The organism is Pseudomonas sp. NIBRBAC000502773, from assembly GCF_006517195.1.
Taxonomy (GTDB): domain Bacteria; phylum Pseudomonadota; class Gammaproteobacteria; order Pseudomonadales; family Pseudomonadaceae; genus Aquipseudomonas; species Aquipseudomonas marginalis.
In genome coordinates this window covers 3073639-3099242 of the sequence record NZ_CP041189.1, presented here as the reverse complement: position 1 = coordinate 3099242, position 25604 = coordinate 3073639, and the positions used below count along the sequence as shown (strand labels likewise).

The 25604-nt window shown below is 61.6% G+C and carries 21 protein-coding genes and 1 pseudogene; 13 read left to right on the top strand and 9 right to left on the bottom strand.

Annotation, left to right across the window (positions count from 1 at the left end; all coding sequences use genetic code 11):
- Positions 1 to 5 precede the first annotated feature (5 nt).
- The gene (locus tag NIBR502773_RS14460) at positions 6 to 1571 is read right to left on the bottom strand and encodes a phospholipase D family protein (protein ID WP_065926708.1); all 1566 of its coding nucleotides are present in this window, start codon (positions 1569 to 1571) and stop codon (positions 6 to 8) included.
- Between the two features lie 62 nt (positions 1572 to 1633).
- Complete coding sequence (locus NIBR502773_RS14455) at positions 1634 to 3058, bottom strand: PLP-dependent aminotransferase family protein (protein WP_141156301.1); 1425 nt, start codon at positions 3056 to 3058, stop codon at positions 1634 to 1636.
- Between the two features lie 165 nt (positions 3059 to 3223).
- On the opposite strand from NIBR502773_RS14455, the gene NIBR502773_RS14450 reads away from it, so the two are divergent.
- On the top strand, positions 3224 to 3448 hold the full coding sequence (locus NIBR502773_RS14450) for a DUF1127 domain-containing protein (RefSeq protein WP_092488214.1): 225 nt from the start codon (positions 3224 to 3226) through the stop codon (positions 3446 to 3448).
- On the opposite strand, the gene NIBR502773_RS14445 is transcribed toward NIBR502773_RS14450, so the two are convergent.
- A complete protein-coding gene (locus tag NIBR502773_RS14445) occupies positions 3449 to 4741 on the bottom strand; it encodes an FAD-binding oxidoreductase (RefSeq protein ID WP_115485484.1) in 1293 nt (430 codons plus the stop codon).
- A 115-nt stretch (positions 4742 to 4856) separates the two neighbouring features.
- Here NIBR502773_RS14445 and NIBR502773_RS14440 point away from each other — a divergent pair, with 115 nt between their 5' ends.
- Positions 4857 to 5210: a YkgJ family cysteine cluster protein gene (locus tag NIBR502773_RS14440; RefSeq protein ID WP_065926704.1), complete on the top strand. Its 354-nt coding sequence runs from the start codon at positions 4857 to 4859 to the stop codon at positions 5208 to 5210.
- On the opposite strand, the gene NIBR502773_RS14435 is transcribed toward NIBR502773_RS14440, so the two are convergent.
- A complete protein-coding gene (locus tag NIBR502773_RS14435; RefSeq protein ID WP_003176896.1) occupies positions 5207 to 5695 on the bottom strand; it encodes an Lrp/AsnC ligand binding domain-containing protein in 489 nt (162 codons plus the stop codon). The two genes, NIBR502773_RS14440 and NIBR502773_RS14435, sit on opposite strands and share 4 nt — an antisense overlap.
- A 156-nt stretch (positions 5696 to 5851) precedes the next feature.
- Between NIBR502773_RS14435 and dadA the strand changes: the two genes are divergently transcribed.
- The 6 genes from dadA to NIBR502773_RS14405 all read left to right on the top strand — a co-directional run bounded on the left by dadA (position 5852) and on the right by NIBR502773_RS14405 (position 11949).
- A complete protein-coding gene (gene dadA, locus NIBR502773_RS14430; RefSeq protein WP_115485485.1) occupies positions 5852 to 7153 on the top strand; it encodes a D-amino acid dehydrogenase in 1302 nt (433 codons plus the stop codon).
- Positions 7125 to 7478 carry a RidA family protein gene (locus NIBR502773_RS14425; protein WP_017135862.1) on the top strand — a complete coding sequence of 118 codons (354 nt, stop codon included), beginning with the start codon at positions 7125 to 7127 and terminating at the stop codon, positions 7476 to 7478. The genes dadA and NIBR502773_RS14425 overlap by 29 nt, the downstream gene beginning before the upstream one ends.
- 80 nt (positions 7479 to 7558) lie before the next feature.
- Positions 7559 to 8632: an alanine racemase gene (alr, locus tag NIBR502773_RS14420; protein ID WP_065926701.1), complete on the top strand. Its 1074-nt coding sequence runs from the start codon at positions 7559 to 7561 to the stop codon at positions 8630 to 8632.
- A gap of 116 nt (positions 8633 to 8748) precedes the next feature.
- A complete protein-coding gene (locus NIBR502773_RS14415; RefSeq protein WP_003176893.1) occupies positions 8749 to 9297 on the top strand; it encodes a cupin domain-containing protein in 549 nt (182 codons plus the stop codon).
- Positions 9298 to 9479: 182 nt separating this feature from the next.
- Positions 9480 to 9890, top strand: coding sequence for a cytochrome c5 family protein (locus NIBR502773_RS14410; protein WP_141157845.1), 411 nt, complete (start codon positions 9480 to 9482; stop codon positions 9888 to 9890).
- A gap of 136 nt (positions 9891 to 10026) precedes the next feature.
- Complete coding sequence (locus NIBR502773_RS14405) at positions 10027 to 11949, top strand: acetyl-CoA hydrolase/transferase C-terminal domain-containing protein (protein ID WP_141156300.1); 1923 nt, start codon at positions 10027 to 10029, stop codon at positions 11947 to 11949.
- A gap of 136 nt (positions 11950 to 12085) precedes the next feature.
- On the opposite strand, the gene NIBR502773_RS14400 is transcribed toward NIBR502773_RS14405, so the two are convergent.
- Complete coding sequence (locus NIBR502773_RS14400) at positions 12086 to 12658, bottom strand: xanthine phosphoribosyltransferase (RefSeq protein WP_141156299.1); 573 nt, start codon at positions 12656 to 12658, stop codon at positions 12086 to 12088.
- A gap of 58 nt (positions 12659 to 12716) precedes the next feature.
- Positions 12717 to 14726: a DNA helicase Rep gene (rep, locus tag NIBR502773_RS14395; protein ID WP_027608306.1), complete on the bottom strand. Its 2010-nt coding sequence runs from the start codon at positions 14724 to 14726 to the stop codon at positions 12717 to 12719.
- A 267-nt stretch (positions 14727 to 14993) separates the two neighbouring features.
- Between rep and NIBR502773_RS14390 the strand changes: the two genes are divergently transcribed.
- Entirely contained in the window at positions 14994 to 16667 is a 1674-nt protein-coding gene (locus NIBR502773_RS14390) for a bifunctional diguanylate cyclase/phosphodiesterase (protein ID WP_027608307.1), read from the top strand.
- Here the strand turns inward: NIBR502773_RS14390 and NIBR502773_RS14385 are convergent.
- Positions 16664 to 18076, bottom strand: a complete 1413-nt coding sequence (locus NIBR502773_RS14385; protein WP_141156298.1) for a NorM family multidrug efflux MATE transporter — start codon at positions 18074 to 18076, stop codon at positions 16664 to 16666. The two genes, NIBR502773_RS14390 and NIBR502773_RS14385, sit on opposite strands and share 4 nt — an antisense overlap.
- A gap of 152 nt (positions 18077 to 18228) precedes the next feature.
- Here NIBR502773_RS14385 and NIBR502773_RS14380 point away from each other — a divergent pair.
- Both NIBR502773_RS14380 and NIBR502773_RS14375 read left to right on the top strand, forming a co-directional pair.
- A pseudogene (locus NIBR502773_RS14380) lies at positions 18229 to 19148 on the top strand (LysR substrate-binding domain-containing protein).
- A 178-nt stretch (positions 19149 to 19326) separates the two neighbouring features.
- The gene (locus NIBR502773_RS14375; protein WP_141156297.1) at positions 19327 to 21303 is read left to right on the top strand and encodes a methyl-accepting chemotaxis protein; all 1977 of its coding nucleotides are present in this window, start codon (positions 19327 to 19329) and stop codon (positions 21301 to 21303) included.
- 60 nt (positions 21304 to 21363) lie between these two features.
- Here the strand turns inward: NIBR502773_RS14375 and NIBR502773_RS14370 are convergent, their stop codons facing one another.
- Together NIBR502773_RS14370 and NIBR502773_RS14365 are read right to left on the bottom strand one after the other, a co-directional pair.
- Positions 21364 to 22860 carry a YifB family Mg chelatase-like AAA ATPase gene (locus NIBR502773_RS14370; protein ID WP_027608311.1) on the bottom strand — a complete coding sequence of 499 codons (1497 nt, stop codon included), beginning with the start codon at positions 22858 to 22860 and terminating at the stop codon, positions 21364 to 21366.
- Between the two features lie 214 nt (positions 22861 to 23074).
- Positions 23075 to 23335, bottom strand: a complete 261-nt coding sequence (locus NIBR502773_RS14365) for an accessory factor UbiK family protein (RefSeq protein WP_027608312.1) — start codon at positions 23333 to 23335, stop codon at positions 23075 to 23077.
- A 422-nt stretch (positions 23336 to 23757) separates the two neighbouring features.
- Here NIBR502773_RS14365 and glnK point away from each other — a divergent pair, with 422 nt between their 5' ends.
- Both glnK and NIBR502773_RS14355 read left to right on the top strand, forming a co-directional pair.
- On the top strand, positions 23758 to 24096 hold the full coding sequence (gene glnK / locus NIBR502773_RS14360) for a P-II family nitrogen regulator (protein WP_002555808.1): 339 nt from the start codon (positions 23758 to 23760) through the stop codon (positions 24094 to 24096).
- Positions 24097 to 24130: 34 nt separating this feature from the next.
- Positions 24131 to 25468 carry an ammonium transporter gene (locus NIBR502773_RS14355; RefSeq protein ID WP_027608313.1) on the top strand — a complete coding sequence of 446 codons (1338 nt, stop codon included), beginning with the start codon at positions 24131 to 24133 and terminating at the stop codon, positions 25466 to 25468.
- The last annotated feature ends 136 nt before the right edge of the window (positions 25469 to 25604 follow it).

Here is a 25604-nt window from a genome sequence, read left to right as displayed (position 1 = left end):
TGTTCCTAGAGCATGCGTTCCAGGCCGACCGAGGTGGCGAACCAGGCATTGAACCGTCGCCACCAACTGCCCGGCTCACGGGTCAGGGTGTGCAGTTGGCCGTTGTCCTCGGTCACCCATACCACGTTGCCGTCCTGCAGTTTCGCCTCGTAGCTCAGGGCCGGCGCCATGCCTTGCAGGGCGAGATTGCGCACGTGTTCCGCCAGTTCGGGGCTGTCCACCAGCACGCCGACCTCGGTGTTCCACAGCACGGAGCGCGGGTCGAAATTGAAAGAGCCGACAAACGATTTTTGCCGATCAAAGATCATCGCCTTACTGTGCAGGCTCGAGTCCGAGCCGCGGAACGTGCCTCGACGAAACAGGTGCGGGCCGCTGCCGCCGCCGTCACCCGGTTGGCGGCGCAGCTCGTAGAGTTTTACCCCGTGCTCCAGCAACGCCTTGCGGTACGGTGCGTAGCCGCCATGTACGGCAGGCACGTCGGTGGCTTCAAGGGAGTTGGTCAACAAGCTCACCGATACGCCCGCGTCGGCGCGCCCCGTCAGGTACACCAGCCCGGGCTGTCCCGGCACGAAGTACGCCGAGATCATCATCAGTTCATGGTTGACGCCTTCCAGTTCCGGGGCCAGTTGCGTGGTCAGCAGCAGGTGCGGGTCCGGGTCGGCCTTGGACAGCACCTTGCTGGGTGCGTCCCACAGCGCCTGGTTCCAGGCCCAGATCAGTTCGCGGCGCCAGATGTCCATGCGCGGCTGGGTCTGATAGGTGCGCAGGCGCGCGTACAGCGCGTGCTTCTGCTGGCGCGACTCGGCCAGCGACGCCTCCAGGCTCAGGCGCGCGGCGGCCAGGTCACCTTTGGAGGGCGTATTGGAGACAAAATCATCAATGGGTTTGCTCAGGGCGCTGTTCCAGTACTGATCGAAACTGTGCCCGAGTTGCTCGGCCACCGGCCCGACGCTGAGCATGTCGATATCGGTGAAGTTCAGGTTGGGCTCGGCGTCGAAATACTCATCCCCCAGGTTGCGCCCACCGACGATGGCCACGCTGTTGTCCGCCAGCCACAGCTTGTTGTGCATGCGCCGGTGTTGCAGCGACAGGTTGAACAGGCGGCCCATGGCGCGCGTCACACCGGTGCTGCGTCCCAGGTGCAGGGGGTTGAACAGGCGAATCTCGATCTTGGGGTGGGCGGCGAGGGTGGCGATGATCTGGTCGAGGCCGTCGCTGGTAGTGTCATCCAGCAGGATGCGCACGCGCACGCCACGGTCGGCGGCCTTGAGCAGTTCATCCACCAGCATCCGCGTGCTGATGCCGTCGTGGACGATGTAGTACTGCAGGTCAAGGCTGGTCTGGGCATTGCGGATCAGCTCGGCGCGGGCCATGAAGGCTTCGCTGCTGTTGGGCAGCAGGCGAAAACCTGAACGGCCCTGGTAGGGCGCGGCCTGGGCCTGGATCGAGCGGCCGAACGACGACTGGGCGGCCGGCAGGGCGTCGCTGGGTATGCGCGGGGTACTCACCGTGGCGCAGCCGCTCAGGGCCAGGGCTCCCAGCAGGAAAAACGGTAAAAGCCGTCGAATCATCAAGGGAGTCGTGTCCAGGTCAGGGCGGTTGTCGACATATGACGGCGATTTCTCGCGAAAGGTCAGTCCACCGTTTCGGCCAGCATCTTGATCGCGGCAGCGCCGACTTTGCGCACGGCCTCTTCAATCTGTGGGGTGGGCTTGGCAGCGTAGTTCATGCGCAGGCAGTTACGGTACTTGCCCGACGCGGAAAAGATGCTCCCCACAGCCACCTGCACGCCTTGTTCCACCAGCACGCGGTTGAGCTTGAGGGTGTCGAAGCCTTCCGGCAGTTCTACCCACAGCATGAAACTGCCCTGTGGGCGGCTGGCGCGGGTGCCGGCCGGGAAGTAGCGGCTGACCCAGTCGAGCATCAGGTCGCGATTACGCTGATATTGTGTACGCATCCGTCGCAAATGCGGTTCGAAATGACCCCCTTTGAGAAACTCGGCAATTGCGATCTGCGGCTGCGTGGCGGTGGAGCCGGTGCTGATGTACTTCATGTGCAATACCCGCTCCAGGTACCGGCCCGGAGCCACCCAGCCAATGCGCAGGCCTGGCGCCAGGGTCTTGGAGAACGAACTGCACAGCAGAACACGACCGTCTTCGTCGAAGGATTTGATGGTACGCGGGCGTGGGTAGCTGTAGGCCAGTTCGCCATACACATCGTCTTCGATGATCGCGACGTCAAAGCGCTGGGCCAGGGTCAGCAATGCGCGTTTGCGCGCTTCCGGCATGATGTAGCCCAGCGGGTTATTGCAGTTGGGGGTCAGCTGGATGACCTTGATCGGCCACTGTTCCAGTGCCAGTTCCAGGGCTTCGAGGCTGATGCCGGTGATCGGGTCGGTGGGGATTTCCAGGGCTTTCATGCCCAGGCCCTTGAGGGTCTGCATGGCCCCGTGGAAGCTGGGCGAGTCCACCGCAACGATATCGCCCGGTTCGCAGATAGCGTGGATGCTGGCGGACAGCGCCTCGTGGCAGCCGGTGGTAATCACGATGTCCTCGGCCGTCAGTTGGCAGCCGGAATCCAATGACAGCCGGGCGATTTGCTCGCGTAGTTCCATACAGCCGAGAATATTGTCGTAATACAGCCCCGGCAGATCCTGGCGCCGGCTGACGCGGGCCAGGCTGCGCAGCAGGGGTTTGAGGGTGGGTGACAATACATCCGGCATGCCGCGACCCATCTGTATGACGTCTTTGCGCGGGACTGCGCGAATCAATTCCAGCACCTGGTCCCACTGCGATATTTCCACCGGACGCTGGGCCGGGCGGCCGACCTCCGGCAGCGCCGGCAACTCCCGACCTACCGGTACAAAGTAGCCGGACTTGGGCTTGGGCATCGCCAGGCCATTGTCTTCCAGCAATCGATACGCCTGCTGCACGGTGCTCAGGCTGACCCCGTGCTCCACGCTCAAGGCGCGTACGGACGGCAGTCGATCTCCAGGGCGATAGAACCCCTGTTCGATGCGTGTGCCCAGCAATTCGGCGAGGTTGACGTAAAGCGTCATGGCGGTCGCTCCAGGTGACCAGTACAGATAGGGGGAAAATACAGGATTCAGCCGCCCATAGGCAGTGTCTGTATGGATTTAATAAAGGTGGGTTGAATCTGTAATGGTTTTGCCTGCTCGCTCATTCTAGCCACTCATGGCAACAGGCAAATGAGGGGCAGCAAAATGAACGGCATGAGTGATGTGCGGCTGACGTTACACAGTCAGGAATTGCAGGCTGGGCAAGAGCGGGCGACGTCGCCGCGCGAGATCAGCCGCTGGAGCCTGTTCTGGCACCGCCGCCATACACGCAAGGCCTTGCTGCACTTGACCGGCGAGCAATTGCGCGACGTGGGGTTGAGCGCAGAGCAGGCCCGCCAGGAAGGCTTGAAACCCTTTTGGCGCGATTGATCAGACCAACTCTTTGAGGCGGTGCCAGAGCATTCCCAAGGCCAGCAGCGGCGAGCGCAGGTGCTTGCCGCCGGGGAAGGTGATATGCGGCACCTGGGCGAACAGGTCGAAACGTCCCTGCTGCTGGCCACTGATGGCTTCGGCCAGCAGCTTGCCCGCCAGGTGCGTGGCGTTGAGGCCGTGGCCTGCGTAGGCCTGGGCGTAATACACATTGGGCTGGTCCGCCAGGCGGCCGATCTGCGGCAGGCGGTTGGCGCCGATGCCGATCATGCCGCCCCATTGGTAGTCGATCTTCACGTCGGCCAGCTGTGGGAACACCTGCAGCATCTTTGGCCGCATGTAGGCACCGATGTCCTTGGGGTCGCGTCCGGAGTAGTGACAGGCGCCGCCGAATAACAGGCGACGGTCGGCGGACAGCCGGAAGTAATCCACCGTCACGCGCTGGTCACACACGGCCATGTTCTGCGGTAGTAGGTTGGCGGCTTGCGCCTGGCTCAAGGGCTCGGTGGCGATGATGTAGCTGCCGGCGGGCAGCACCTTGCCGCTCAACTGCGGATTCAGTCCATTGAGGTAGGCATTGCAAGCGAGTACCAGGGTCTTGGCGCGCACAGTGCCTTGGGCGGTGTGCACCTTGACCTCGGGGCCGTAGTCGATGCGCGTAACTTGCGACTGTTCGAACAACTGCACACCCCATTGCTGCGCGGCGGCGGCTTCACCGAGAGCCAGGTTCAATGGATGCAGGTGGCCGGAACCCATGTCGATCATGCCGCCCACATAGCGGTCGGAGCCGATGACGCTGCCCATGTCGCTCGCTTGCAGCAGGCGCACTTCGTGGCGATAGCCCAGGCTGCGCAGTTCTTCGGCATCTTCGGCAAGGCCTTGCAGGTCGCGAGGCTTGTTGGCCAGGTCGCAGTAGCCCCAGGTCAGGTCGCATGGGATCTGGTAGCGTTCGACACGTTCACGCACGATCTCCACGGCTTCCAGGCCCATCAGCTTCATCTGGCGCACGCCATCGGTGCCGATCACGTTGGTGAACTGCTCCAGGCCGTGACCGACGCCGCGAATCAACTGGCCGCCATTGCGCCCGCTGGCACCCCAGGCGATCTTGCGCGCCTCCAGCAGCACCACGCTGAAGCCGCGCTCAGCCAGCTCCAGGGCCGTGTTGAGGCCGGAGAAACCGCCGCCGATCACGCACACGTCCGCGCCTACTTCGCCCGTCAACGCCGGGTAATCGGGTTGCGGCACGCTGCTGGCGGCGTAGTAGGAAGCGGTGTGCCGGGCGCTGGCGGTCATGGGGAGCATCCCTGTTTGGAAAATTTGACGCAGGATACAGCGGTCGGACGAAGCTGTCTGCGCAGGGCGTTTTGCTTCAGAATCCACCTCTATTCGCCGTTCGGTACCTGTTTCGATGAGTTGCAACAGTCAGAAAATCAGCGCGCTGCGCCGTCAGATTCCTTCGTTCGAGTGCGTCCCCGGCTGCCACGACTGCTGTGGGCCGGTCACCACTTCGCCCGAGGAGATGTCGCGCCTGCCACGCAAGACCGCTGCCGAGCAGGACGCCGCGATGGACGAGCTGAACTGTGTGCACCTGGGCCCCCACGGCTGCACCGTATATGACGAGCGGCCGCTGATCTGTCGGCTGTTCGGCACCACGAAGACCTTGCCATGCCCCAATGGGCGGGGGCCGGTGGAGCTGATTCATCCACGGGTGGAAAAGCAGATCCATGAATACATGGCGAGCACTCGGCAGGTGCTGGTTTAATCGGGAATAGGCAAGTTGAGGCTCTCCTTGACCTCTTCCATCACGATATAGCTCTTCGATTCCCGCACATGGGGCAACTTGAGCAGGATGTCGCCGAGCAATTTGCGGTACGAGGCCATCTCGGAAATCCGCGCTTTCACCAGGTAGTCGAAGTCCCCCGAGACCAGGTGGCATTCCAGCACATGGGGCAGTTTCAGCACGGCGCGGCGGAACTCCTCAAAGGTGTCGCCGGATTTGTAATCGAGGCTGATCTCGACAAATACCAGCAAACTTCCCTTCAGATGCTGGGGATTGAGCCGTGCGTTGTAACCCATGATGATCCCCTCGCGCTCCAGCCGCCGTACCCGCTCGGTACACGGCGTGGTAGAGAGCCCGACCTTTTCCCCCAGCTCGGTGAACGAAATTCGCCCATCGGTTTGCAGGATGCGCAGGATGTTGCGGTCGATCTTGTCCAGCTCCCGCTTGGTCTGGGTGTTGGTACGCATAGGGGATACGCCTCTGTAAAAAGGGTTTTTGCCGAGAATTGTCGCCAAATATAGGCATTTATATAGTGAAATGCACTGGCGATTGCTTTTTATACTGCGCCCATCATTGCTCGAATAACACACGTCAGCGGCCAAGCCCGCGATGAGGGTATAAAAATGCGCGTTCTGGTCTTGGGTAGCGGCGTCATTGGTGTGACCAGTGCCTACTATTTGGCGCGGGCCGGCTTTGAAGTCGTCGTGGTCGACCGTCAGCCAGCTGCTGCCATGGAAACCAGTTTCGCCAACGCCGGCCAGGTGTCCCCAGGCTACGCTTCGCCATGGGCCGCGCCGGGCGTGCCGCTCAAGGCCATCAAGTGGTTGCTGCAACGCCACGCGCCGTTGGCGATCAAGGCCACGGCGGATATTGACCAATACCTGTGGATGGCGCAGATGCTGCGTAACTGCACCGCCAGCCGTTATGCGGTGAACAAGGAGCGCATGGTGCGCCTGTCCGAGTACAGCCGTGACTGCCTCGACGAATTACGTGCGGAAACTGGTATCGCCTACGAAGGCCGCAGCCTCGGGACTACCCAGTTGTTCCGTACCCAGGCTCAGTTGGATGGCGCCGCCAAGGACATCGCCGTGTTGAAAGAGTCCGGTGTGCCGTTCGAGCTGCTCGACCGCGCCGGTATCGCCCGTGTTGAGCCGGCCCTGGCCAGCGTCACCGATATCCTCGCCGGTGCCCTGCGCCTGCCTAACGACCAGACCGGCGACTGCCAGATGTTCACCACCCGCCTGGCCGACATGTGCAAGCAGTTGGGTGTGGAGTTTCGCTTCGAACAGGACATCCAGCGCCTCGACTACGCCGGCGACCGCATCAACGGCGTGTGGATCGACGGCAAGCTGGAAACCGCCGACCGCTACGTGCTGGCCCTCGGCAGCTACTCGCCGAAGCTGCTCAAGCCGCTGGGGATCAAGGCGCCGGTGTACCCGCTCAAGGGCTACTCGCTGACCGTGCCGATTACCAACCCGGCGATGGCGCCGACGTCGACCATTCTCGACGAGACCTACAAGGTCGCCATCACCCGCTTCGACAACCGCATCCGCGTCGGCGGCATGGCTGAAATAGCCGGTTTTGACCTGTCGCTCAACCCGCGTCGGCGTGAAACCCTGGAGATGATCGTCAACGACCTTTATCCTCAGGGCGGCGATCTGGCCGAAGCCACGTTCTGGACCGGCCTGCGCCCGACCACACCCGACGGCACGCCGATTGTCGGTGCCACGCCGTTCAAGAACCTGTTCCTCAACACCGGCCATGGCACCCTCGGTTGGACCATGGCGTGCGGCTCCGGTCGCCTGTTGGCCGACTTGATGGCGAAGAAAACGCCGCAGATCAGCGCCGAAGGTCTCGATATTTCCCGTTATGGCAACCACCAGGAGTCCGCAAAACATGTCAATCCAGCGCCAGCTCACCAATGAGCGCATGAGCCAGATCGTCGTTCACAGCGGTACCGTGTATCTGGCCGGGCAAGTCGGTGACGACATGAACGCCGGGATCGAACAGCAGACCCGTGAAACCCTGGCCAATATCGAGCGTTTGCTGGACCTGGCCGGCACCGACAAAACCAAGCTGTTGTCGGTGACGATCTACCTGAAAGACATCGACGCCGATTTCGCCGGCATGAACGCGGTGTGGGACAAGTGGCTGCCCAAAGGCGTCGCCCCGGCCCGCGCCACGGTTGAGGCCAAGCTGTGCGAACCGGAAATCCTGGTAGAGCTGTCCGTCGTGGCCGCGCTGCCTTAAACAACGATCCCTCTCCCGGTGCTGACGCTGTTGGTCGGCGCCGGTTTTTTCTCCACTTTGCCGCCTAGAAGCCTGCCGCCATGCGTCCTGCCCGTGCCCTGATCGACCTCCAAGCCCTGCGCCACAACTACCAACTGGCCCGTGAAGTCACGGGGGCCAAGGCCCTCGCCGTGGTCAAGGCCGACGCCTACGGCCATGGTGCCGTACGCGTTGCCCAGGCGCTGGAAGCCGAGGCCGACGGGTTTGCCGTGGCGTGCATCGAGGAGGCGCTGGAGTTGCGCGCCGCTGGTATTCGCGCGCCAGTGCTGCTGCTGGAAGGTTTTTTCGAAGCTGACGAGCTGCCGCTGATCGTCGAGCATGATTTCTGGTGCGTGGTGCATTCGCTGTGGCAACTGGAGGCCATCGAACAGGCCCGGTTGAGCGCTCCGCTGACCATCTGGCTCAAGCTCGATTCGGGGATGCACCGCGTTGGCCTGCATCCCAAGGATTACCACGAGGCTTACCAGCGCCTGCTGGCCAGCGGCAAAGTCGCAAAGATTGTGTTGATGAGCCATTTTGCCCGCGCCGACGAACTGGATTGCGTCAGCAGCAACGAGCAAGTGGCGGTGTTCGATGCGGCGCGCCAGGGACTGGTGGCGGAGGTCAGCCTGCGCAACTCGCCGTCGGTGCTGGGCTGGCCGAGCGTATCCAGCGACTGGGTACGCCCGGGCATCATGCTGTATGGCGCCACACCGTTTGGTGAGGACCAGGCCTTGGCCGCGCGTTTGCAGCCGGTGATGACCCTGGAATCGAAAGTGATCTGTGTGCGTGAACTGCCAGCCGGCGAGCCGGTAGGCTACGGCGCCCGGTTCATCACGCCCAAACCGATGCGTATCGGCGTGGTTGCCATGGGCTATGCCGACGGCTACCCGCGCCATGCGCCCACCGGCACGCCGGTGCTGGTGGCGGGGCAGCGCAGCCAATTGCTGGGTCGCGTGTCCATGGACATGCTGTGCATCGACCTGACGGACGTCCCCGAAGCGGGTCTTGGTTCCACGGTGGAGCTGTGGGGCAAAAATATCCTCGCCAGTGACGTCGCCGCCGCCGCCGAGACCATCCCGTACCAGATCTTCTGCAACCTGCGTCGTGTGCCAAGGCTCTATTCCGGCGCTTGAGCGACAGAGACGAACACAGCTCCCTGGGATTTAGGCCCAAGTGTTGTAAATACTGAACGCTGTCGCCATGATAACGCTCAATTACAACAACGCCTGAATCCTAGGAGGCTCCCGCATTGGACGTCGGCGAACGACTGCAATCCATCCGTAAGCTGAAGGGTCTTTCCCAGCGTGAGCTCGCCAAGCGCGCGGGTGTCACCAACAGCACCATTTCGATGATCGAAAAAAACAGCGTCAGCCCCTCGATCAGTTCCTTGCGCAAGGTGCTGGGCGGCATCCCCATGTCCATGGTCGAGTTCTTTTCCGAGGAGATCCTCCAGGAAATACCGACGCAGATCGTCTATAAAGCCAATGAGCTGATCGACATCTCTGACGGCGCCGTCACCATGAAGCTGGTGGGCCGTGCGCACCCGAGCCGGGCAATTGCGTTTCTCAATGAAATCTACCCGCCTGGCGCCGATACAGGCGAAGAAATGCTCACCCACGAGGGCGAGGAAACCGGGATTCTGGTGGAAGGCCGTTTGGAGTTGGTGGTCGGTCTTGAAACTTTTGTGCTCGAAGCCGGCGATAGCTACTACTTTGAAAGCACCAAGCCCCATCGTTTCCGTAATCCGTTCGATGTGCCGGCGCGACTAATCAGCGCAGCCACACCCGCGAACTTTTAACAAAAGAGGCGTCCTGCCAGCGTTGCAGAGGCTCCCGCAGCTGTATTCCGCGAGGTCTAATCTCCCTTTATTTAATAGGGTTGTTTCGGCCGGACGGGCTAACCGTTATACTTTCGCCGCCTGCGAAACCGTGGCCGCAGGCGTGAATAGCCACCATTGAGGGTGAACGCGTGAATCTAATTATGAAAATGCTGGCTGCACCAGCAACCGTACTGGCCCTATGGGCTGTCAGCGCTCAAGCTGCGACCAATGATGACATTGCCAAGCGCCTGGAGCCTGTGGGCCAAGTCTGCGTCCAGGGCCAGGAGTGCAAGGGCATGGAAGTGGCGGTAGTTGCGGGCGGGGGCGCTGCGAAGACGCCCGACGACATCATCGCCAAGCACTGCAACACATGCCACGGCACCGGGCTGCTGGGCGCGCCGAAAATCGGCGACACCGCCGCCTGGAAAGAACGCGCCGACCACCAGGGCGGCCTTGATGGCATCCTGGCCAAGGCAATCACCGGTATCAACGCCATGCCGCCAAAAGGCACCTGTGCGGATTGCTCGGATGATGACCTGAAGGGCGCGATCAAGAAGATGTCCGGCCTGTAACCGTCGATCTTCGTCAAAAATGCCGCTTACGAGCGGCTTTTTTGTGGATGTAATTTGTGTTTCGAGGCTGTTCTTTGCAGCAAAGACCCGCCACTCTCTGTCCAACCCCTAATCATGGAATGTTCAGGAGGGTCGGATGGTGCAGTTGTGTTCAATCGAGCAAGCAGTTGACGATGTACTCGCGCGGCTACCGGCGCATATCCACATGGGCATGCCCCTGGGGCTGGGCAAGCCCAACCTGTTTGCCAATGCACTGTACCGGCGTATCGCCAAGCTGCCGGAGCGGGCGCTGACGATCTACACCGCGTTGAGCCTGGGCCGCCCCACCTTGGGCGATGGCTTGCAGAAGCGCTTTCTCGAACCCTTTATCGAGCGGGTGTTTGGTGATTACCCAGAGTTGGAGTTTCTCGCCGCGCTGCACTCAGACAGCCTGCCGAAGAATATCCATGTGCAGCAGTTCTTCATGCAGCCCGGCAGCCTGCTCCACAGCACGTCGGCCCAGCAGGACTACGTCAGCAGCAACTACAGCCACGCCGCCCGCGACATCAACGCCGCCGGCCTGAACCTGGTGGCGCAGTTGGTCGCGAGCAGCGCCGAACACCCGGACCGCCTGAGCCTGAGCTGCAACCCCGATATCACCCTCGACCTGCTGCCGATGATCGCCAAGCGTCGTGAAGCGGGCGAAACCGTTTTGATCGTTGGCCAGGTTCACACCGAGTTGCCGTACATGCCGGGCGATTCCGAGTTGGGCATGGACGCGTTCGACTACCTGATCGATGCAAAGGACAGCACCACACTGTTCTCCACACCGAACATGCCGGTGGGGTTCCAGGACCATTTCATCGGCTTGCATGCCAGCACCCTGGTACGCGACGGGGGCACCTTGCAGATCGGCATCGGCTCCATGGGCGATGCGCTGACCGCCGCGTTGCTGGCGCGCCAGGCGGACAACGAAGCCTATCGACTGCTGCTGACGGACATCGATGTATACCAGTGGGCCCCGCTGATCAGCCGTGAAGGCGGTGTCGATCCTTTCGCCCGTGGCCTTTACGGTTGCAGCGAAATGTTCGTCAACGGCCTGCTGGTGCTGGCGGATGCGGGGATTATCCGGCGCAAGGTCTACCCGGATGTGGCCACCCAGGAACAAGCCAACGCCGGTTTGCTGGAAGATGCGGCACAACCCGATGGCGTTTCGATCCACGGCGGGTTCTTCCTCGGGCCGCGCAGTTTTTACCAGCGTTTGCAGGAGATGACCCACGCCAAGCGCCTGGAATTCAACATGACCCGCATCAGCTACATTAACGAGCTGTACGGCCAGGAAGAACTCAAGCGCCTGCAGCGCCAGGAGGCACGGTTTATCAACAGTGCGATCACGGTAACGTTGCTGGGCGCAGGCGTGGCCGACCAGTTGGAGGACGGTCGCGTGCTCAGCGGCGTAGGCGGGCAATACAACTTTGTGGCTCAGGGTCATGCGCTGGAGGGCGCGCGCTCGATCCTGATCCTGCGCAGTTGGCGTGAGTCGGCGGGGGAGGTCAGTTCCAATATCGTCTGGGAGTATGGGCATTGCACCATTCCCCGGCACCTGAGGGACATCGTCATCACGGAGTACGGTATTGCCGACCTGCGTGGGCAGACGGATGCCAAGGTGATCGAGGCGTTGCTCAACATCACCGACTCACGCTTTCAAGCCGACTTGATCGAACAGGCGCAAAAGGCCGGCAAGTTGCCCAAGGATTTCCAGCTGGATCCGCGCTTTGGCGACAACACGCCGGAGCGGCTCCAAGGTATCCAGGCGCGGCATCGGCGTTTGTTCCCGGAATATCCGCTGGGCAGCGACTTCACTGACGAAGAACGGGACCTGTTGCGCGCCTTGAACTGGCTCAAGAGCAAATTCAAGCTGACGGAGATTCTGGAGTTGGGCAAGGCAGCGCTGGATGCACCGGAGCCGCAGGCGTTTCCCGAGCATCTGAAGCGGATGGGGTTGGATTCGCCGGAGGGGTTGAAGGAGGATCTCTATCAGCGCCTATTGCTCGCTGGCTTACAAGCAACCGCACACTAAAAACCAACACAGATCAAAATGTGGGAGGGGACTTGCCCCCGATAGCGGTGTATCAGTCCCAAATGTGTTGGCTGAACCACTGTTATCGGGGGCAAGTCCCCTCCCACATTTTGATCCGTGTTCACCTCGTAGCAAATTACTCGATGAAGGTGACGACGCCACCGGACAGCGACTTCACCCGCGCCAGCGACTCAACCCGATAACCCTGCGCATCCAACTCCGCACGACCACCCTGGAACGACTTCTCGATCACAATCCCCAAGCCCGCAACGGTCGCACCGGCCTGCTTGATGATCGAAATCAGCGCCTGGGATGCCTTGCCGTTGGCCAGGAAGTCATCGATCACCAGTACGCGGTCGCTGCTGGTCAGGTGACGCGGCGAGATCGCGACAGTGCTTTCGACTTTCTTGGTGAAGGAATACACCGTCGCCGACAGCAGGTTTTCGGTCAGGGTCAGGGACTGCTGCTTGCGGGCGAAAATTACCGGCACGCCCAGGTTCAGGCCGGTCATGATCGCCGGTGCGATGCCCGACGCTTCAATGGTGACGATCTTGGTGATGCCCGAATCCTTGAACAGCGCGGCGAATTCGTCGCCGATCAGCTTCATCAGCGCCGGGTCGATCTGGTGATTCAGAAAGGCGTCGACCTTGAGTACCTGATCGGAAAGCACGATGCCTTCTTCGCGAATTTTCTTGTGCAGTGCTTCCACGGAAAGCTTCCTCTAATGGCGGGTTATGCGCCGAAAGTAGATTAAAAAGTAGTCGATTCTAGCGCTTTAACATCGCGCGTATATCCGCCAGGGCGGTGTTGCCGCGAACGGCCTTCACCTCGGTCGGGGTGTCGTCATTGCCTTCCCAGGCCAGGTCATCCGGCGGCAGCTCGTCCAGGAAACGGCTGGGGGCACAATCGATGATTTCGCCGTATTGCTTGCGCTTGGCGGCAAAGGTGAAGGCCAGTGTCTGACGTGCGCGGGTAATGCCCACGTAGGCCAGGCGCCGTTCTTCCTCAATGGTGTCGGCTTCGATGCTGGAGCGGTGCGGGAGGATTTCCTCTTCCATGCCCATGATGAACACGTAGGGAAATTCCAGGCCCTTGGACGCATGCAAGGTCATCATCTGTACACCTTCGGCGCCGTCTTCCTCTTCCTGCTGGCGCTCGAGCATGTCGCGCAGCACCAGCTTGCCGATGGCGTCCTCGACGGTCATTTCGCCGTCTTCGTCTTTTTCCAGGGTGTTCTTCAACGCTTCGATCAGGAACCAGACGTTGCCCATGCGGTAATCCGCGGCCTTGTCGCTGGAACTGTTGGTGCGCAGCCAGTTTTCATAGTCGATGTCCATGACCATGCTGCGCAGGGCGCTGATCGGGTCTTCCCCGGCGCACTGCTCGCGCACCTTGTCCATGAAGCGCTTGAAGCGCGACAGGCGATCGGTGAAGCGCGTGTCCAGGTGTTCGCCCAGGCCGATTTCATCGGTGGCGGCGTACATCGAGATCTTGCGTTCGGTGGCGTAGTTGCCGAGCTTTTCCAGGGTGGTGGAACCAATCTCGCGGCGCGGCACGTTGATCACGCGCAGGAAGGCGTTGTCGTCGTCCGGGTTCACGATCAGGCGGAAGTAGGCCATCAGGTCCTTCACTTCCTGGCGTCCGAAAAAGCTGTTGCCACCTGACAGGCGATACGGGACCTGGTGGTGCTGCAATTTCAGCTCGATCAGCTTGGCCTGGTAGTTGCCGCGATACAGGATCGCGAAGTCGCTGTACGGCCGGTCGGTGCGCAGGTGCAGGCTGAGGATTTCCACCGCCACGCGCTCGGCTTCGGCGTCTTCGTTGCGGCAGCGGATCACGCGGATCTCATCGCCGTGGCCCATCTCACTCCACAGTTGTTTTTCAAACTCGTGGGGGTTGTTTGAGATCAGCACGTTGGCGCAACGCAGGATGCGGCTGGTGGAGCGGTAGTTCTGCTCCAGCATCACCACTTTCAGGGACGGGTAGTCGTCCTTGAGCAGCATCAGGTTTTCCGGGCGGGCGCCCCGCCAGGCGTAGATCGACTGGTCGTCGTCGCCTACCACGGTGAACTGGTTGCGCGTACCGATCAGCAACTTCACCAGCAGGTATTGGCTGGCGTTGGTGTCCTGGTATTCGTCCACCAGCAGGTAGCGCACCTTGTTCTGCCACTTTTCGAGGATGTCGGCGTGTTCCTGGAACAGCTTCACCGGCAGCAGGATCAGGTCGTCGAAGTCCACCGCGTTGAACGCCTTGAGCGTGCGCTGGTAGTGGGTGTAGACGATGGCCGCGGTCTGTTCCTTGGGGTTGCGCGCGTTTTCCAGGGCTTCGGGCGGCAGGATCAGGTCGTTTTTCCAGGCGCCGATCATGTTCTTGATCTCGTCGACGCCGTCGTCGCCTGCGTATTCCTTCTGCATGATGTCGGTCATCAGGGCCTTGACGTCGGTCTCGTCGAAGATCGAGAAGCCCGGCTTGTAGCCCAGCCGCACATGCTCCTTGCGGATGATGTTCAGGCCCAGGTTGTGGAAGGTACACACCGTGAGGCCACGGCCTTCGCCACCCTTGAGCAGGGTGCCGACACGCTCTTTCATTTCCCGCGCGGCCTTGTTGGTAAAGGTCATGGCGACGATGTACTGGGCGCGGATGCCACAGTTCTGGATCAGGTGCGCGATCTTGCGGGTGATCACGCTGGTCTTGCCGGAACCTGCACCGGCGAGCACCAATAGAGGGCCGCCGACGTAGTTCACGGCTTCTTGCTGCCGGGGATTGAGTCGGGACATACGGAATTCAGAGAGTCGTTATTCAAAAGGGCGGGCATTTTAACAGGCTGGCAAGATTCTGCTGCCCTGGATCGACGGTGTGACGTACCACTCGATCTAAATTTGCCGCTTTTGCTACTTTGCCGCAGGATGTCGGGGCTTCTTGTGGTTAAAGCAGCGACAATTGCTTACACCTGCGTATTTGATAACCCCTATCATTGGTGATTATCAGGCCGCGCGTCATAATGCCCGCCGCCAACGAATTTTTGCAGAGTCTAGGGAGCTAGCTTGTCTACGCCTGTCGAACCCTTGCGTTTGCTGCTGCTGGCCGATACGCCTGAGTGGGCAGCGTTGTTGCGTGAGTGCCTGGCGCCGATGGGCGATGGGGCTGTGCTGATCAGCGCGCCAAACTGGGACTCGGTGAGTCGTCTGTTCGATGACGACGACAGCGCCGTGCTGTTGACCATGCCCAGCCTGCAACCCGGTCCTGGCCGTTGCAGCTTGCCGTGCGTGTTGTTGTTGGAGCAGGAACCGTTGGTTTCGCCACTGGGCGTCAGTGACTGGCTGATCCGCAATGCTCTGGACGCCGACACGCTGCGTCGTTGCCTGCGCCATGTGCGTGAGCGGGGTGTGCTGGAAAACACCCTGCAACGCCTGGCCGAGCAGGACCCGCTCACCGGCATCGCCAACCGCCAGGGCTTCCAGACCCTGCTGGCGGCACGGTTGGCCGAGAACGAAGGTCGCGGCCTGGCCCTCGGTCACCTGGACCTCGATAATTTCCGCCATGCCAACGATGCCCTCGGCCACCAGGCCGGCGACCGCCTGATCCTGCAAGTGGTCTCGCGGCTCAAGAGCCAGCTGGAAGCCGGCGATCAACTGGCGCGCCTGGGCAGCGACGAATTCGCCCTGCTGATCGATACGCGCCGCGCGCCCCAGCGTGCGGAGTGGATGGCCGAGCGCATCACCGAAGCCATGGCCGAGCCGTATTGGGTGGATGGCGAAAGCCTGCTGATCGGCTGCAGCCTGGGCGTGGCCCATGCCCGCGCCCGTGCCGGCGCCGACCCGCTGATGTGGCACGCTCATATCGCCATGCAGCAAGCCAAGAGCACCCAGGGCTGCACCTTTCATATCTTCAACGAACGCATCAACCGCAACGCGCGCAGCCTGGCCGACCTGGAAAGCGAGCTGCGCCGTGCCTTGCGCCGTGATGAGCTGGAGCTGCATTACCAGCCGCGCCTCGACCTCGACGACGGGCATATCGTTGGCCTGGAAGCCCTGGTGCGCTGGCGCCACGGCGAGCGCGGCCTGTTGCCGCCGAGTGAGTTCGTGCCCCTGGCCGAACAGAGTGGCCTGATTGTACCGCTGGGTTACTGGGTGATTTCCCGGGCCCTGCGTGACATGCAAGACCTGCGCGAACGCGGCCTACCGCCGCTGCACATGGCGGTCAACCTGTCATTTCGCCAGTTCCAGGACAGCCAGCTGCTTTCTACGCTGAGCCGGCTGATCAGCGAGCGCGGCGTGGAAGCGCAATGGTTGGAATTCGAACTGACCGAAACCGCCGTGATGCGCCGCAGTGACCTGGTCAAGCAGACCATGGACGCCCTTGGTCGCCTGGGTGTGCGGTTTTCCCTGGATGACTTCGGCACCGGTTTCTCTTCGTTCGTGCACCTCAACAGCTTGCCGATTGCGTTGCTGAAAATCGACAAAAGCTTTGTCGGCGGGATGGAAGAGCGCGAGGAAAACCGCAAGCTGGTGCACGCCATGATCAACCTGGCGCACAACCTCAATCTGGAAGTGGTGGCCGAAGGTGTGGAAACCCCCGAGCAACTGGCGCTGTTGCGGCTGTTCGGCTGCGACCAGGCCCAGGGTTACCTGATCAGCAAGCCGCTGCCGTTGCCGGAGCTGGTGGAATACCTGACCTTCGGCGACGGCAAGCACACCCGCGTAAGCGAGGGGCTCTAGTCGGCCTGTGCGGCCTGAAAGCCGGTGTCGGCTTCAGGCTCCGGGCCTTCCCGGCGAATCATCCGCTTCATCTTCGCTTCAAACGCCCAGGTCAGGCTTATCGCGGCGCAGGCCAGTCCCAGTGCCAGGCCCCACCACACGCCGGTTGGCCCCCAGCCCAAGGTGAAAGCCATCAGCCAGGCCGAGGGTGCGCCAATCAACCAGTAGCAGCCTGCACCGATCAGGAACGTGGTCTTGGCGTCCTTGAGCCCGCGAATGCAACCCATGGCGATGGTTTGCACGCCGTCGAACAACTCAAACCACGCGGCGACGGCCAGCAGGCTCACGGCCAGGACGATCACGTCGTGGAACGCCGGGTTGTCGTGGTCGATCAGCAGTCCTATGAGCGGTTCGGAAAACAACCACAGCACCGCCGCGAATCCCAGCATTATCGCCGCGCCAAAGCCTATGCCGACACGCCCGGCCATGCGTGCGTGCAGCAACTGTCCGGCGCCATAATGCTGGCCGATGCGCATGGTCACCGCGTAGGACATCCCCGCCGGCACCATAAAGGCCACCGACACGATTTGCAGGGCGATCTGATGCGCCGCCAACTGCGTGCTGCCCATGGTGCCCATGCACAGGGCTGCAAAGGCAAACAGCCCGACCTCCACCGCATAGGTGCCGCCAATCGGCAGGCCCAGGCGCCACAACTCGCGCAGATACTGGGTGTTGAGGCGCAGCAGCCCGGTACTCAGCGGGTAGGCGGCATAGGCCCGGTTGCTGCGGATGTACCACATCAACGCCAGCGCCATGCTGTTGGCGACAATCGCCGTGACCAGACCGATGCCCATCAAGCCGAGCTTGGGCAGGCCGAACATGCCTTCGATCAGCGCGTGGTTGAGCAGGTAGTTGACCACCGTGCCACCGACGCTGATCACCATCACCGGAGTGGCTTTGCCGATGGCGCTGGTAAAACCGCGCAGGGCCATGAAGCTCAGGTAGCCGGGCAGTGCAAACGGCAGCATGGTCAGAAACTGCCCGGCCGAATGTACGTTGGTCTCGGTCTGGCCGAACATCAGCAGCACCGGCTTGAGGTTCCACAGCAGCAGGGCCGCCGCCAGGGCCATCAGCCAGGCCAGCCACAGCCCGGCCTGGGTCAGGCGGGTGGCGCCTTCGATATCGCCCGCGCCGTGGCGGATCGCAACCAAGGTGCCCACGGCGGCAATCACGCCGATGCAGAAAATCGCGACGAACGAATAGCTCGCCGCACCCAGGCCGCCACCGGCCAGGGCTTCGGGGCTCAGGCGCGCCATCATCAGGGTGTCAGTCAACACCATCAGCATGTGCGCCAACTGTGAGGCAATCAACGGCCCTGACAGCCGCAGAATGGCCCAGAGTTCGGTACGTGCCGGATGCTGCATGATCATCACGCTCAAAAAGTCAGAGGGTTGGGGAAGGGTTGATTCTCGGCGCTCTCAGCCCATTGCACAAAGGGATAAATGCGATCGTTTGCATGATTAAAACTCATGCCTGGTTGATTCTGGTAGGGTTTCAGTATTGCGCTGTCGGAGCTTTCCTCATGTCTCGTCGTCTTCCTCCTCTTTATGCCTTGCGCGCGTTTGAAGCGGCCTCCCGACACAGCTCTTTCACCCGTGCCGCCGAGGAATTGTCCATCACCCAAAGTGCGGTGAGCCGACATATCCGCACGCTTGAAGAGCATTTCGCCTGCCGCCTGTTCCAGCGCAACGGCCGCACCTTGCAGCTCACTGAGGCGGCGCGTCTGTTGTTGCCCGGTGTGCGCGAAGGGTTCGCGGCGCTGGAACGCGCCTGCCATACCTTGAATGCCGAAGATGACATCCTGCGCATGAAGGCCCCTCCACATTGACCATGCGCTGGCTGCTGGCGCGACTCAGCCGCTTCCGGGCGCTGCAGCCTGGCAATGAGGTGCAACTGACCAGCGCCTGGATGAGCGTGGACGAGGTGGACTTCAATCAGGAGCCTTTCGACTGTGCGGTGCTGCTGAGCGATGGGCGTTTTCCAGTGGATTGGGAGGCCAGTTACCTGTTTCCGGAGCTGTTGATTCCTGTCGGTGCGCCGAACCTGCTGGAGGATGGGCCTTGGGACGCCGCGCGCCTGGCCACCGCCGAATTGCTGCACCCCACGCCCGACCGGCGCGACTGGCGCAATTGGCTGGCGCGCATGCAGCTGTCGTCCCAGGTCTCGCTCAAGGGAGGGCAGGTGTTCGACACCCTGGAGCTGGGCATGATCGCCGCTGCGAGGGGTTACGGCGTGTCCATGGGCGATTTGCTGATGGTGGCTGAGGACGTCGCCCAAGGACGATTGAGCTTGCCGTGGCCGACGGCGGTGGCCAGTGGGGAAAATTACTACCTGGTCTGGCCAAAAACCCGCCCTGGCGGCGAGCGCTTGCGACGGCTGGCGGAGTTTCTGCAAGGCGAGGTGCAGGCGATGGTGTTGCCTGCGGTGGAACGTCTCGACTGAATGCTTGGCGACGTTGGTTCGCAACCGTTTGCGTGATACCCCTGTGAAGCGCTCAAGTATTGCTGCGGCCAGCCGAAGTAGGTGTGTTGGAACTATCGTGCACCAACGTTTCCCATCAGATAATTTGCCGAGCAGCGCTATGAGATCAGGATGATCCTGGCCTCGGCCAGGAGCTGTCATGTCTCAACCTCGCGCCCGGATTGCCTCCCAGTTAGGCCTCGCGTTAGCCGTGATTCTGGCTGTCGTTATCAGCGGCAGTACGGTGTTTGCCTTGCGTTCCCTTGACTCCGCCAACCTCGACACCCGCGAGGAGCACCTGGCCAGCGAGGCGCGCCTGCTCGCCGACCAACTCAATACCTTCCACAGCACCTTGCGCGAGAGCACCCAGCGTTTGAGCGGACTGTTTGAAAAACGCTTCGGCGCCGGGTTGAGCGTGCATGTGGACCAACCCGTGAGCGTGGCCGGTGTTCAGACGCCCAGCCTGTACCTGGGCAACGAGGTGTTGAACAACAACTTTGATGAGGTGGACGAGTTCAAGCAAATGTCCGGCGGCGTGGCCACCGTATTTGTGCGCAGTGGCGACGACTTCATCCGTATCAGCACGTCCCTGACCAAGCAGGATGGCAACCGCGCTATCGGCACCGTCCTCGACCGTCAGGGCCCGGCCTATCAACGTGTTGTGGGTGGGCAGACCTACATCGGCAGGGCGGTGTTGTTCGATCGTTCCTACATGACCCAATACAGCCCGGTGCGTGACAGCGGCGGTAAGGTTATCGCCGTGCTGTTCATCGGTTTTGACTACACCGATGCGCAGAATGCCCAATTCGAAAACCTCAAGCGCTTCCGAATTGGCCAGACCGGCTCCCTTGCACTGCTGGATGAGCAAAAGCACTGGCTGGTGGCACCTGCCGGTGTGCAGGCGTTGGATCAATCGGTGCCGGTGATGCTGGACCTGGCCAAGACCCCGGGCAAAGGTCGCTTCTGGAGCGACAAGAACGAAGATTTCTATAGCGTTTCGGTACCGTTCGAAGGCGGCCCGTGGGCCGTGGTTGCAAGTATGCCGAAAGCCGAAATCCGCGCGGTGACCTGGGCCGTGGGTATTCGCCTGGTGATCGGCAGCGTGCTGGCGATGTTGCTGGCAGTAGGCGCCACGGTCTGGCTGCTGCGCAGCAAGTTGCAGCCCCTGAGTGACCTGGTGCGTCAGGCCGAAGCCCTGGGTGCGGGCGATCTGAGCGCACGCTTGAACGTGTCCAGCCATGACGAAATCGGCCAACTGGCACGCAGCTTCAACCAGATGGGCGAAGCGTTGTCGACCATGGTCTCCCATATCCGTAACGCTGCCGAAGAGGTCAACAGCCGCGCCCAGGTCTTGTCCGGTTTGTCCGGCGGTGCCTATGAGGGCATGGAGCAGCAGTCCGGCGAGATCACCAGCATGGCCGGCGCGGTAGAGGAGTTCAGCGCGACGTCGTTGAATATCGCCGACAACATGGGCAATACCGAACGCCTGGCCCAGGAAAACGCCCAGCAGACCCGCATTGGCCGCACTTCGATGCAGGAAGCGTCGTCATCCCTGGAACACATTGCCACCGCCCTGAACAGCACGGCTACGGTGATCAACACCCTCGGCCAGCGCTCCCAGGAAATCGGCGGGATCGTCGGCGTGATCACCTCGATTGCCGAACAGACCAACTTGCTGGCGCTCAACGCCGCCATTGAAGCCGCCCGTGCAGGGGAGCAAGGCCGTGGGTTTGCCGTGGTGGCCGACGAAGTACGTAACCTGGCGTCGCGTACCCGTGAAGCCACCGATGAAATTTCCGGCATGATCCAGAGCATCCAGAAGGAAACCGGCAACGCCATCAGCACCATGGAGCAAGGCAACGCGCTGATGCAGGAAGGCCTGTCGCGCAACGCCGACGTGGCCTCGGCCCTGGCGCGTATCGACGAGCAAAGCCGCTCGGCCGGTCAGCAGTTCGCGGCAATCACCACGGCCACCCAGGAGCAGAGCAGCACCGCGACCCTGCTCAGCAGCAACCTGCAGAGCATTGCACTGGCCAACAGCGAGCAGCGTGAAGTGGTGTCCAACCTGGCGATTACCGCCAGGGAACTGGAGACGTTGGCGGCGAGCCTGCGCCATGAGGTGGATCGCTTTCGCTGAGCCACCGTTTTCCAAGATGTGGGAGGCCTGCCCCCTCCCACATTTGGTGCTGCGCCAAGCTTAAGTGATCGCCGCCGGGCGGTATTGCAGGGCCTCTTTCAGGTGGTCGCGGGTGATGGTCTCTACCTGGTCCAGATCCGCCAGGGTGCGTGCCACCTTGAGCAGTCGATGGGCCGCGCGCAGCGATAGGGTCAGTCGTTCACAGGCCGTTTCCAGCCAGCTTTCATCCACCTTCGCGAGCTTGCAGTGCTCGCGCAGCCCCGGCAGATCAAGAAAGGCATTCGCACAGCCCTGGCGCTTTTGCTGATGCTCGCGAGCCTGGGCGACCCGCGCTGAGGCATGGGCGGTATCCTCGCCCGCCTGTTGGATCGGGTTCAGTGCCGTCGTTTCCCTCGCAACGGTCAGGTGCAAGTCAATCCGGTCCAGCAGCGGCCCCGAGAGCTTGTTGCGATACCGCTGAATCTGCTCCGGCGTACAGCGACAGCGCCCGCTGGGTTCGCCCATATAACCGCAAGGGCAGGGGTTCATCGCCGCGACCAGTTGGAAGCGCGCCGGGAAGCTCACTCGGTCGCGAGCGCGGGAAATCACGATATGCCCCGACTCCAGCGGTTCACGCAGCACTTCCAACACCTTGCGATCAAATTCCGGCAGCTCATCCAGGAACAGCACCCCATGATGAGCCAGGGTGATTTCTCCCGGCTGTGGTTTCGAGCCGCCGCCCACCAGTGCCGGGCCGGATGCCGAGTGATGCGGTTGACGAAACGGTCGATGGGGCCAATGGCTCAGCGGCGCCAGACTTACAACCGATTGAATCGCGGCAACCTCCAGCGCCTCCTGTTCGCTCAACGGCGGTAATAAACCGGGCAGGCGGCTGGCGAGCAAGGTCTTGCCGGTGCCGGGCGGCCCGCTGAACAAAAGGTTATGCGCGCCCGCTGCCGCGATCAGCAACGCTCGTTTGGCCGCGAGCTGGCCCTGGACTTCACTCAGGTCTGGATAGGGCTTGTTCAAGTACAGCAGGCCATCGGACGTGTAAGGCTCGATCGGCACATGTCCATTCAGGTGCGCCACCACTTGCAGCAGGTGGTCCACCGCGATCACCTTCAACCCCGACGCCAGGCACGCCTCTTCGGCATTCGCTCGCGGTACTATCACGGTGCGCCCGGCCTTGCGCGCCGCCAGCGCGGCCGGCAACACGCCTTTTACCGCCCGCACCTCGCCGGACAGCGCCAACTCCCCCAGGCATTCCACATCATCGAGCGTCAACGCCGGCACCTGCACACTGGCCGCCAGGATCCCGAGGGCAATCGCCAGGTCAAAACGCCCGCCGTCCTTGGGCAGGTCGGCGGGCGCGAGATTGAGGGTGATCCGGCGAGCGGGGTATTGCAGCGCAGAGTTGAGAATGGCACTGCGCACCCGGTCCTTGCTTTCCTTGACCGCGGTTTCGGGCAGGCCAACCAGCGTCAGGGACGGCAGACCATTGGCCATATGCACTTCAACGGTGACGGCAGGGGCTTCGACGCCGATCTGGGCGCGGCTGTGGACGATGGCGAGGGACATGCTCGTTCCTTGAAAGGGGAGGCCGCTTCCTGCGGTTTTTCAAGGGTAGACGAGGTAGGGAAGAGCGAGGCGGGGAGGTTTTACAGAACGTATCCAGAGCAAAAGGTAGAGCGAATGTGGGAGGGGGCTTGCTCCCGATAGCGGGGGGCAGTCAGCATTGATACCGGCTGATACACCGCCATCGGGAGCAAGCCCCCTACCACACTGAGCGCATTTATTCGGCAGGAGGGGTCAACCGCGCTTCCAGTTCTGCCACTTTCGCTTCCAGGCTCTCCAGCCGCGCACGGGTGCGGGCGAGAACCACCATCTGGCTATCAAACTCTTCCCGGCTCACCAGGTCGAGCTTGCTGAAACCACTTTGCAGCAAGGCCTTGAACTGGCTTTCGATTTCATTGCGGGGCAGCGGGGTGTCGCCGCTGAACAGGCGAGAGGCGTGGCCGCTCAGGGCGTCGAGGAGGTCTTTGGGCGCGAGCATGGGAAATATTCCGGAAAACTGTTGGCGGGCAGTGTATCACGCAGCGTCTATAGTCTTTTTCACGGCCTGGGTCGCACGCTTTTCGCGCATCGGGCCGGGCGGTGATGCACCGTTTTCGTGCGCATTGCAGGCGCCGGATGGCCCCGATGGTGGGCCTAGGTGAGCAAAGGACTGATTTCAGTGATTTTTACGGAGCTGGCAAGGTTTCTGCTTAGACGATCATGACCCATGCACTGATGCAGTCGCTGTGACGAATGCAGTGCGCCGACGGATCAGGGGTACAGGTTTCGTCACCAGTGGTTCGCTGGCGTCGCAATGGCAACTGCCCTTGCGACGATGCGTTACAAAGCCAGGCACTGCGCTTAGACTTGAGACGGGTTTGTTTTCCTGGGGCAAGTCCACCAATTCGGGAGAGAGTTTTCATGAAGCTAGTCACTGCCATCATCAAGCCGTTCAAGTTGGACGATGTACGCGAGTCGTTGTCCGAGATCGGCGTGCAGGGCATTACCGTTACTGAGGTCAAGGGCTTCGGACGGCAGAAGGGTCACACCGAGCTGTATCGCGGCGCGGAATATGTAGTGGATTTCCTGCCGAAGGTGAAGATTGATGTCGCCATTGACGACAAGGATCTTGACCGGGTTATCGAGGCGATAACCAAGGCCGCCAACACCGGCAAGATCGGTGACGGCAAGATCTTCGTGGTCAATCTGGAACAGGCTATTCGCATCCGTACCGGCGAAACCGATACCGACGCAATCTAAGCCGCCAAACCCCAACGCCCCAGGAGAAAACAATATGACTCTGCGTAAATTCGCAGGGCTCGGAGCCCTGTTGTCCATCGTAATGCCAAGCCTGGCCATGGCGGCAGACGAAGTGGCTGCTCCAGTCCTCAACTCCGGTGACACCGCCTGGATGCTCACATCCACCGCGCTGGTGCTGTTCATGACCATTCCAGGCCTGGCGCTGTTCTACGGCGGCATGGTGCGCTCCAAAAATATTCTGTCGGTGATGATGCAGTGCTTCGCCATCACCGGCCTGATCAGCATCCTGTGGGTTGTCTACGGCTATAGCATCGCGTTCGATACCACCGGTATGGAACAGGGGGTGGTCAACTTCAACTCCTTCTTCGGCGGCATGGGCAAGGCGTTCCTGGCGGGTGTGACCCCGGCCAGCATCACCGGGCCGGCTGCGCTGTTCCCGGAAGCCGTGTTCATCACCTTCCAGATGACCTTCGCCATCATCACCCCGGCGCTGATCGTCGGTGCGTTCGCCGAACGCATGAAGTTCTCCGCCATGCTGATCTTCATGGCTATCTGGTTCACTCTGGTCTATGCGCCAATCGCCCACATGGTGTGGAGCGGCAACGGTGGCCTGCTGTGGGACTGGGGCGTGCTGGACTTCGCCGGCGGCACCGTGGTGCACATCAATGCCGGTGTCGCTGGCCTGGTGGCGTGCATCGTGCTCGGCAAGCGTAAAGGCTTCCCGACCACTCCAATGGCGCCTCACAACCTGGGTTACACCCTGGTGGGTGCGGCCATGCTGTGGGTCGGCTGGTTCGGCTTCAACGCCGGCTCTGCGGCTGCGGCCAACGGCACCGCCGGCATGGCGATGCTGGTGACTCAGATTGCTACCGCTGCTGCAGCCCTGGGCTGGATGTTCGCCGAGTGGATCACTCACGGTAAGCCAAGCGCACTGGGCATCGCCTCGGGTGTAGTGGCTGGCCTGGTCGCCGTTACACCGGCTGCCGGCACTGTTGGCCCGATGGGCGCCCTGGTGATTGGCCTGGTGGCCGGTGTGATCTGCTTCTTCTGCGCCACCAGCCTCAAGCGCAAGCTGGGCTACGACGATTCCCTGGACGCATTCGGCGTGCACGGTATCGGCGGTATCGTCGGTGCGATCCTCACCGGTGTGTTTGCAGCCCCTGCATTGGGCGGCTTCGGCACCGTGACTGACATCGCAGCTCAAGTCTGGATCCAGTGCAAAGGTGTCGGCTTCACCGTGATCTATACCGCCATCGTCACCTTCATCATCCTCAAGGTGCTGGACGCGGTCATGGGCCTGCGGGTTACCGAAGAGGAAGAGGCTGTCGGCCTCGACCTGGCGCAACACAACGAACGCGGCTACAACCTGTAAGTACGCTAAAAAAAGATGCCCGGCTTGCCGGGCATTTTTTTGCCTGGCGTTTGTCAGTCATAACAAGCTGTGTCGGTTTTTGCGCAGAGTTTGTCATGCACTTTCCAGCGTGCGAATGTCTTACAGGCATGTAGGC

Coding starts and splice junctions, on each gene's coding strand:
- NIBR502773_RS14460 (WP_065926708.1), bottom strand. CDS start 1,571: ATGATTCGACGGCTTTTACCGTTTTTCCTGCTGGGAGCCCTGGCCCTG.
- NIBR502773_RS14455 (WP_141156301.1), bottom strand. CDS start 3,058: ATGACGCTTTACGTCAACCTCGCCGAATTGCTGGGCACACGCATCGAA.
- NIBR502773_RS14450 (WP_092488214.1), top strand. CDS start 3,224: ATGAACGGCATGAGTGATGTGCGGCTGACGTTACACAGTCAGGAATTG.
- NIBR502773_RS14445 (WP_115485484.1), bottom strand. CDS start 4,741: ATGACCGCCAGCGCCCGGCACACCGCTTCCTACTACGCCGCCAGCAGC.
- NIBR502773_RS14440 (WP_065926704.1), top strand. CDS start 4,857: ATGAGTTGCAACAGTCAGAAAATCAGCGCGCTGCGCCGTCAGATTCCT.
- NIBR502773_RS14435 (WP_003176896.1), bottom strand. CDS start 5,695: ATGCGTACCAACACCCAGACCAAGCGGGAGCTGGACAAGATCGACCGC.
- dadA (WP_115485485.1), top strand. CDS start 5,852: ATGCGCGTTCTGGTCTTGGGTAGCGGCGTCATTGGTGTGACCAGTGCC.
- NIBR502773_RS14425 (WP_017135862.1), top strand. CDS start 7,125: ATGTCAATCCAGCGCCAGCTCACCAATGAGCGCATGAGCCAGATCGTC.
- alr (WP_065926701.1), top strand. CDS start 7,559: ATGCGTCCTGCCCGTGCCCTGATCGACCTCCAAGCCCTGCGCCACAAC.
- NIBR502773_RS14410 (WP_141157845.1), top strand. CDS start 9,480: ATGAAAATGCTGGCTGCACCAGCAACCGTACTGGCCCTATGGGCTGTC.
- NIBR502773_RS14405 (WP_141156300.1), top strand. CDS start 10,027: ATGGTGCAGTTGTGTTCAATCGAGCAAGCAGTTGACGATGTACTCGCG.
- rep (WP_027608306.1), bottom strand. CDS start 14,726: ATGTCCCGACTCAATCCCCGGCAGCAAGAAGCCGTGAACTACGTCGGC.
- NIBR502773_RS14385 (WP_141156298.1), bottom strand. CDS start 18,076: ATGATCATGCAGCATCCGGCACGTACCGAACTCTGGGCCATTCTGCGG.
- NIBR502773_RS14375 (WP_141156297.1), top strand. CDS start 19,327: ATGTCTCAACCTCGCGCCCGGATTGCCTCCCAGTTAGGCCTCGCGTTA.
- NIBR502773_RS14370 (WP_027608311.1), bottom strand. CDS start 22,860: ATGTCCCTCGCCATCGTCCACAGCCGCGCCCAGATCGGCGTCGAAGCC.
- NIBR502773_RS14365 (WP_027608312.1), bottom strand. CDS start 23,335: ATGCTCGCGCCCAAAGACCTCCTCGACGCCCTGAGCGGCCACGCCTCT.
- glnK (WP_002555808.1), top strand. CDS start 23,758: ATGAAGCTAGTCACTGCCATCATCAAGCCGTTCAAGTTGGACGATGTA.
- NIBR502773_RS14355 (WP_027608313.1), top strand. CDS start 24,131: ATGACTCTGCGTAAATTCGCAGGGCTCGGAGCCCTGTTGTCCATCGTA.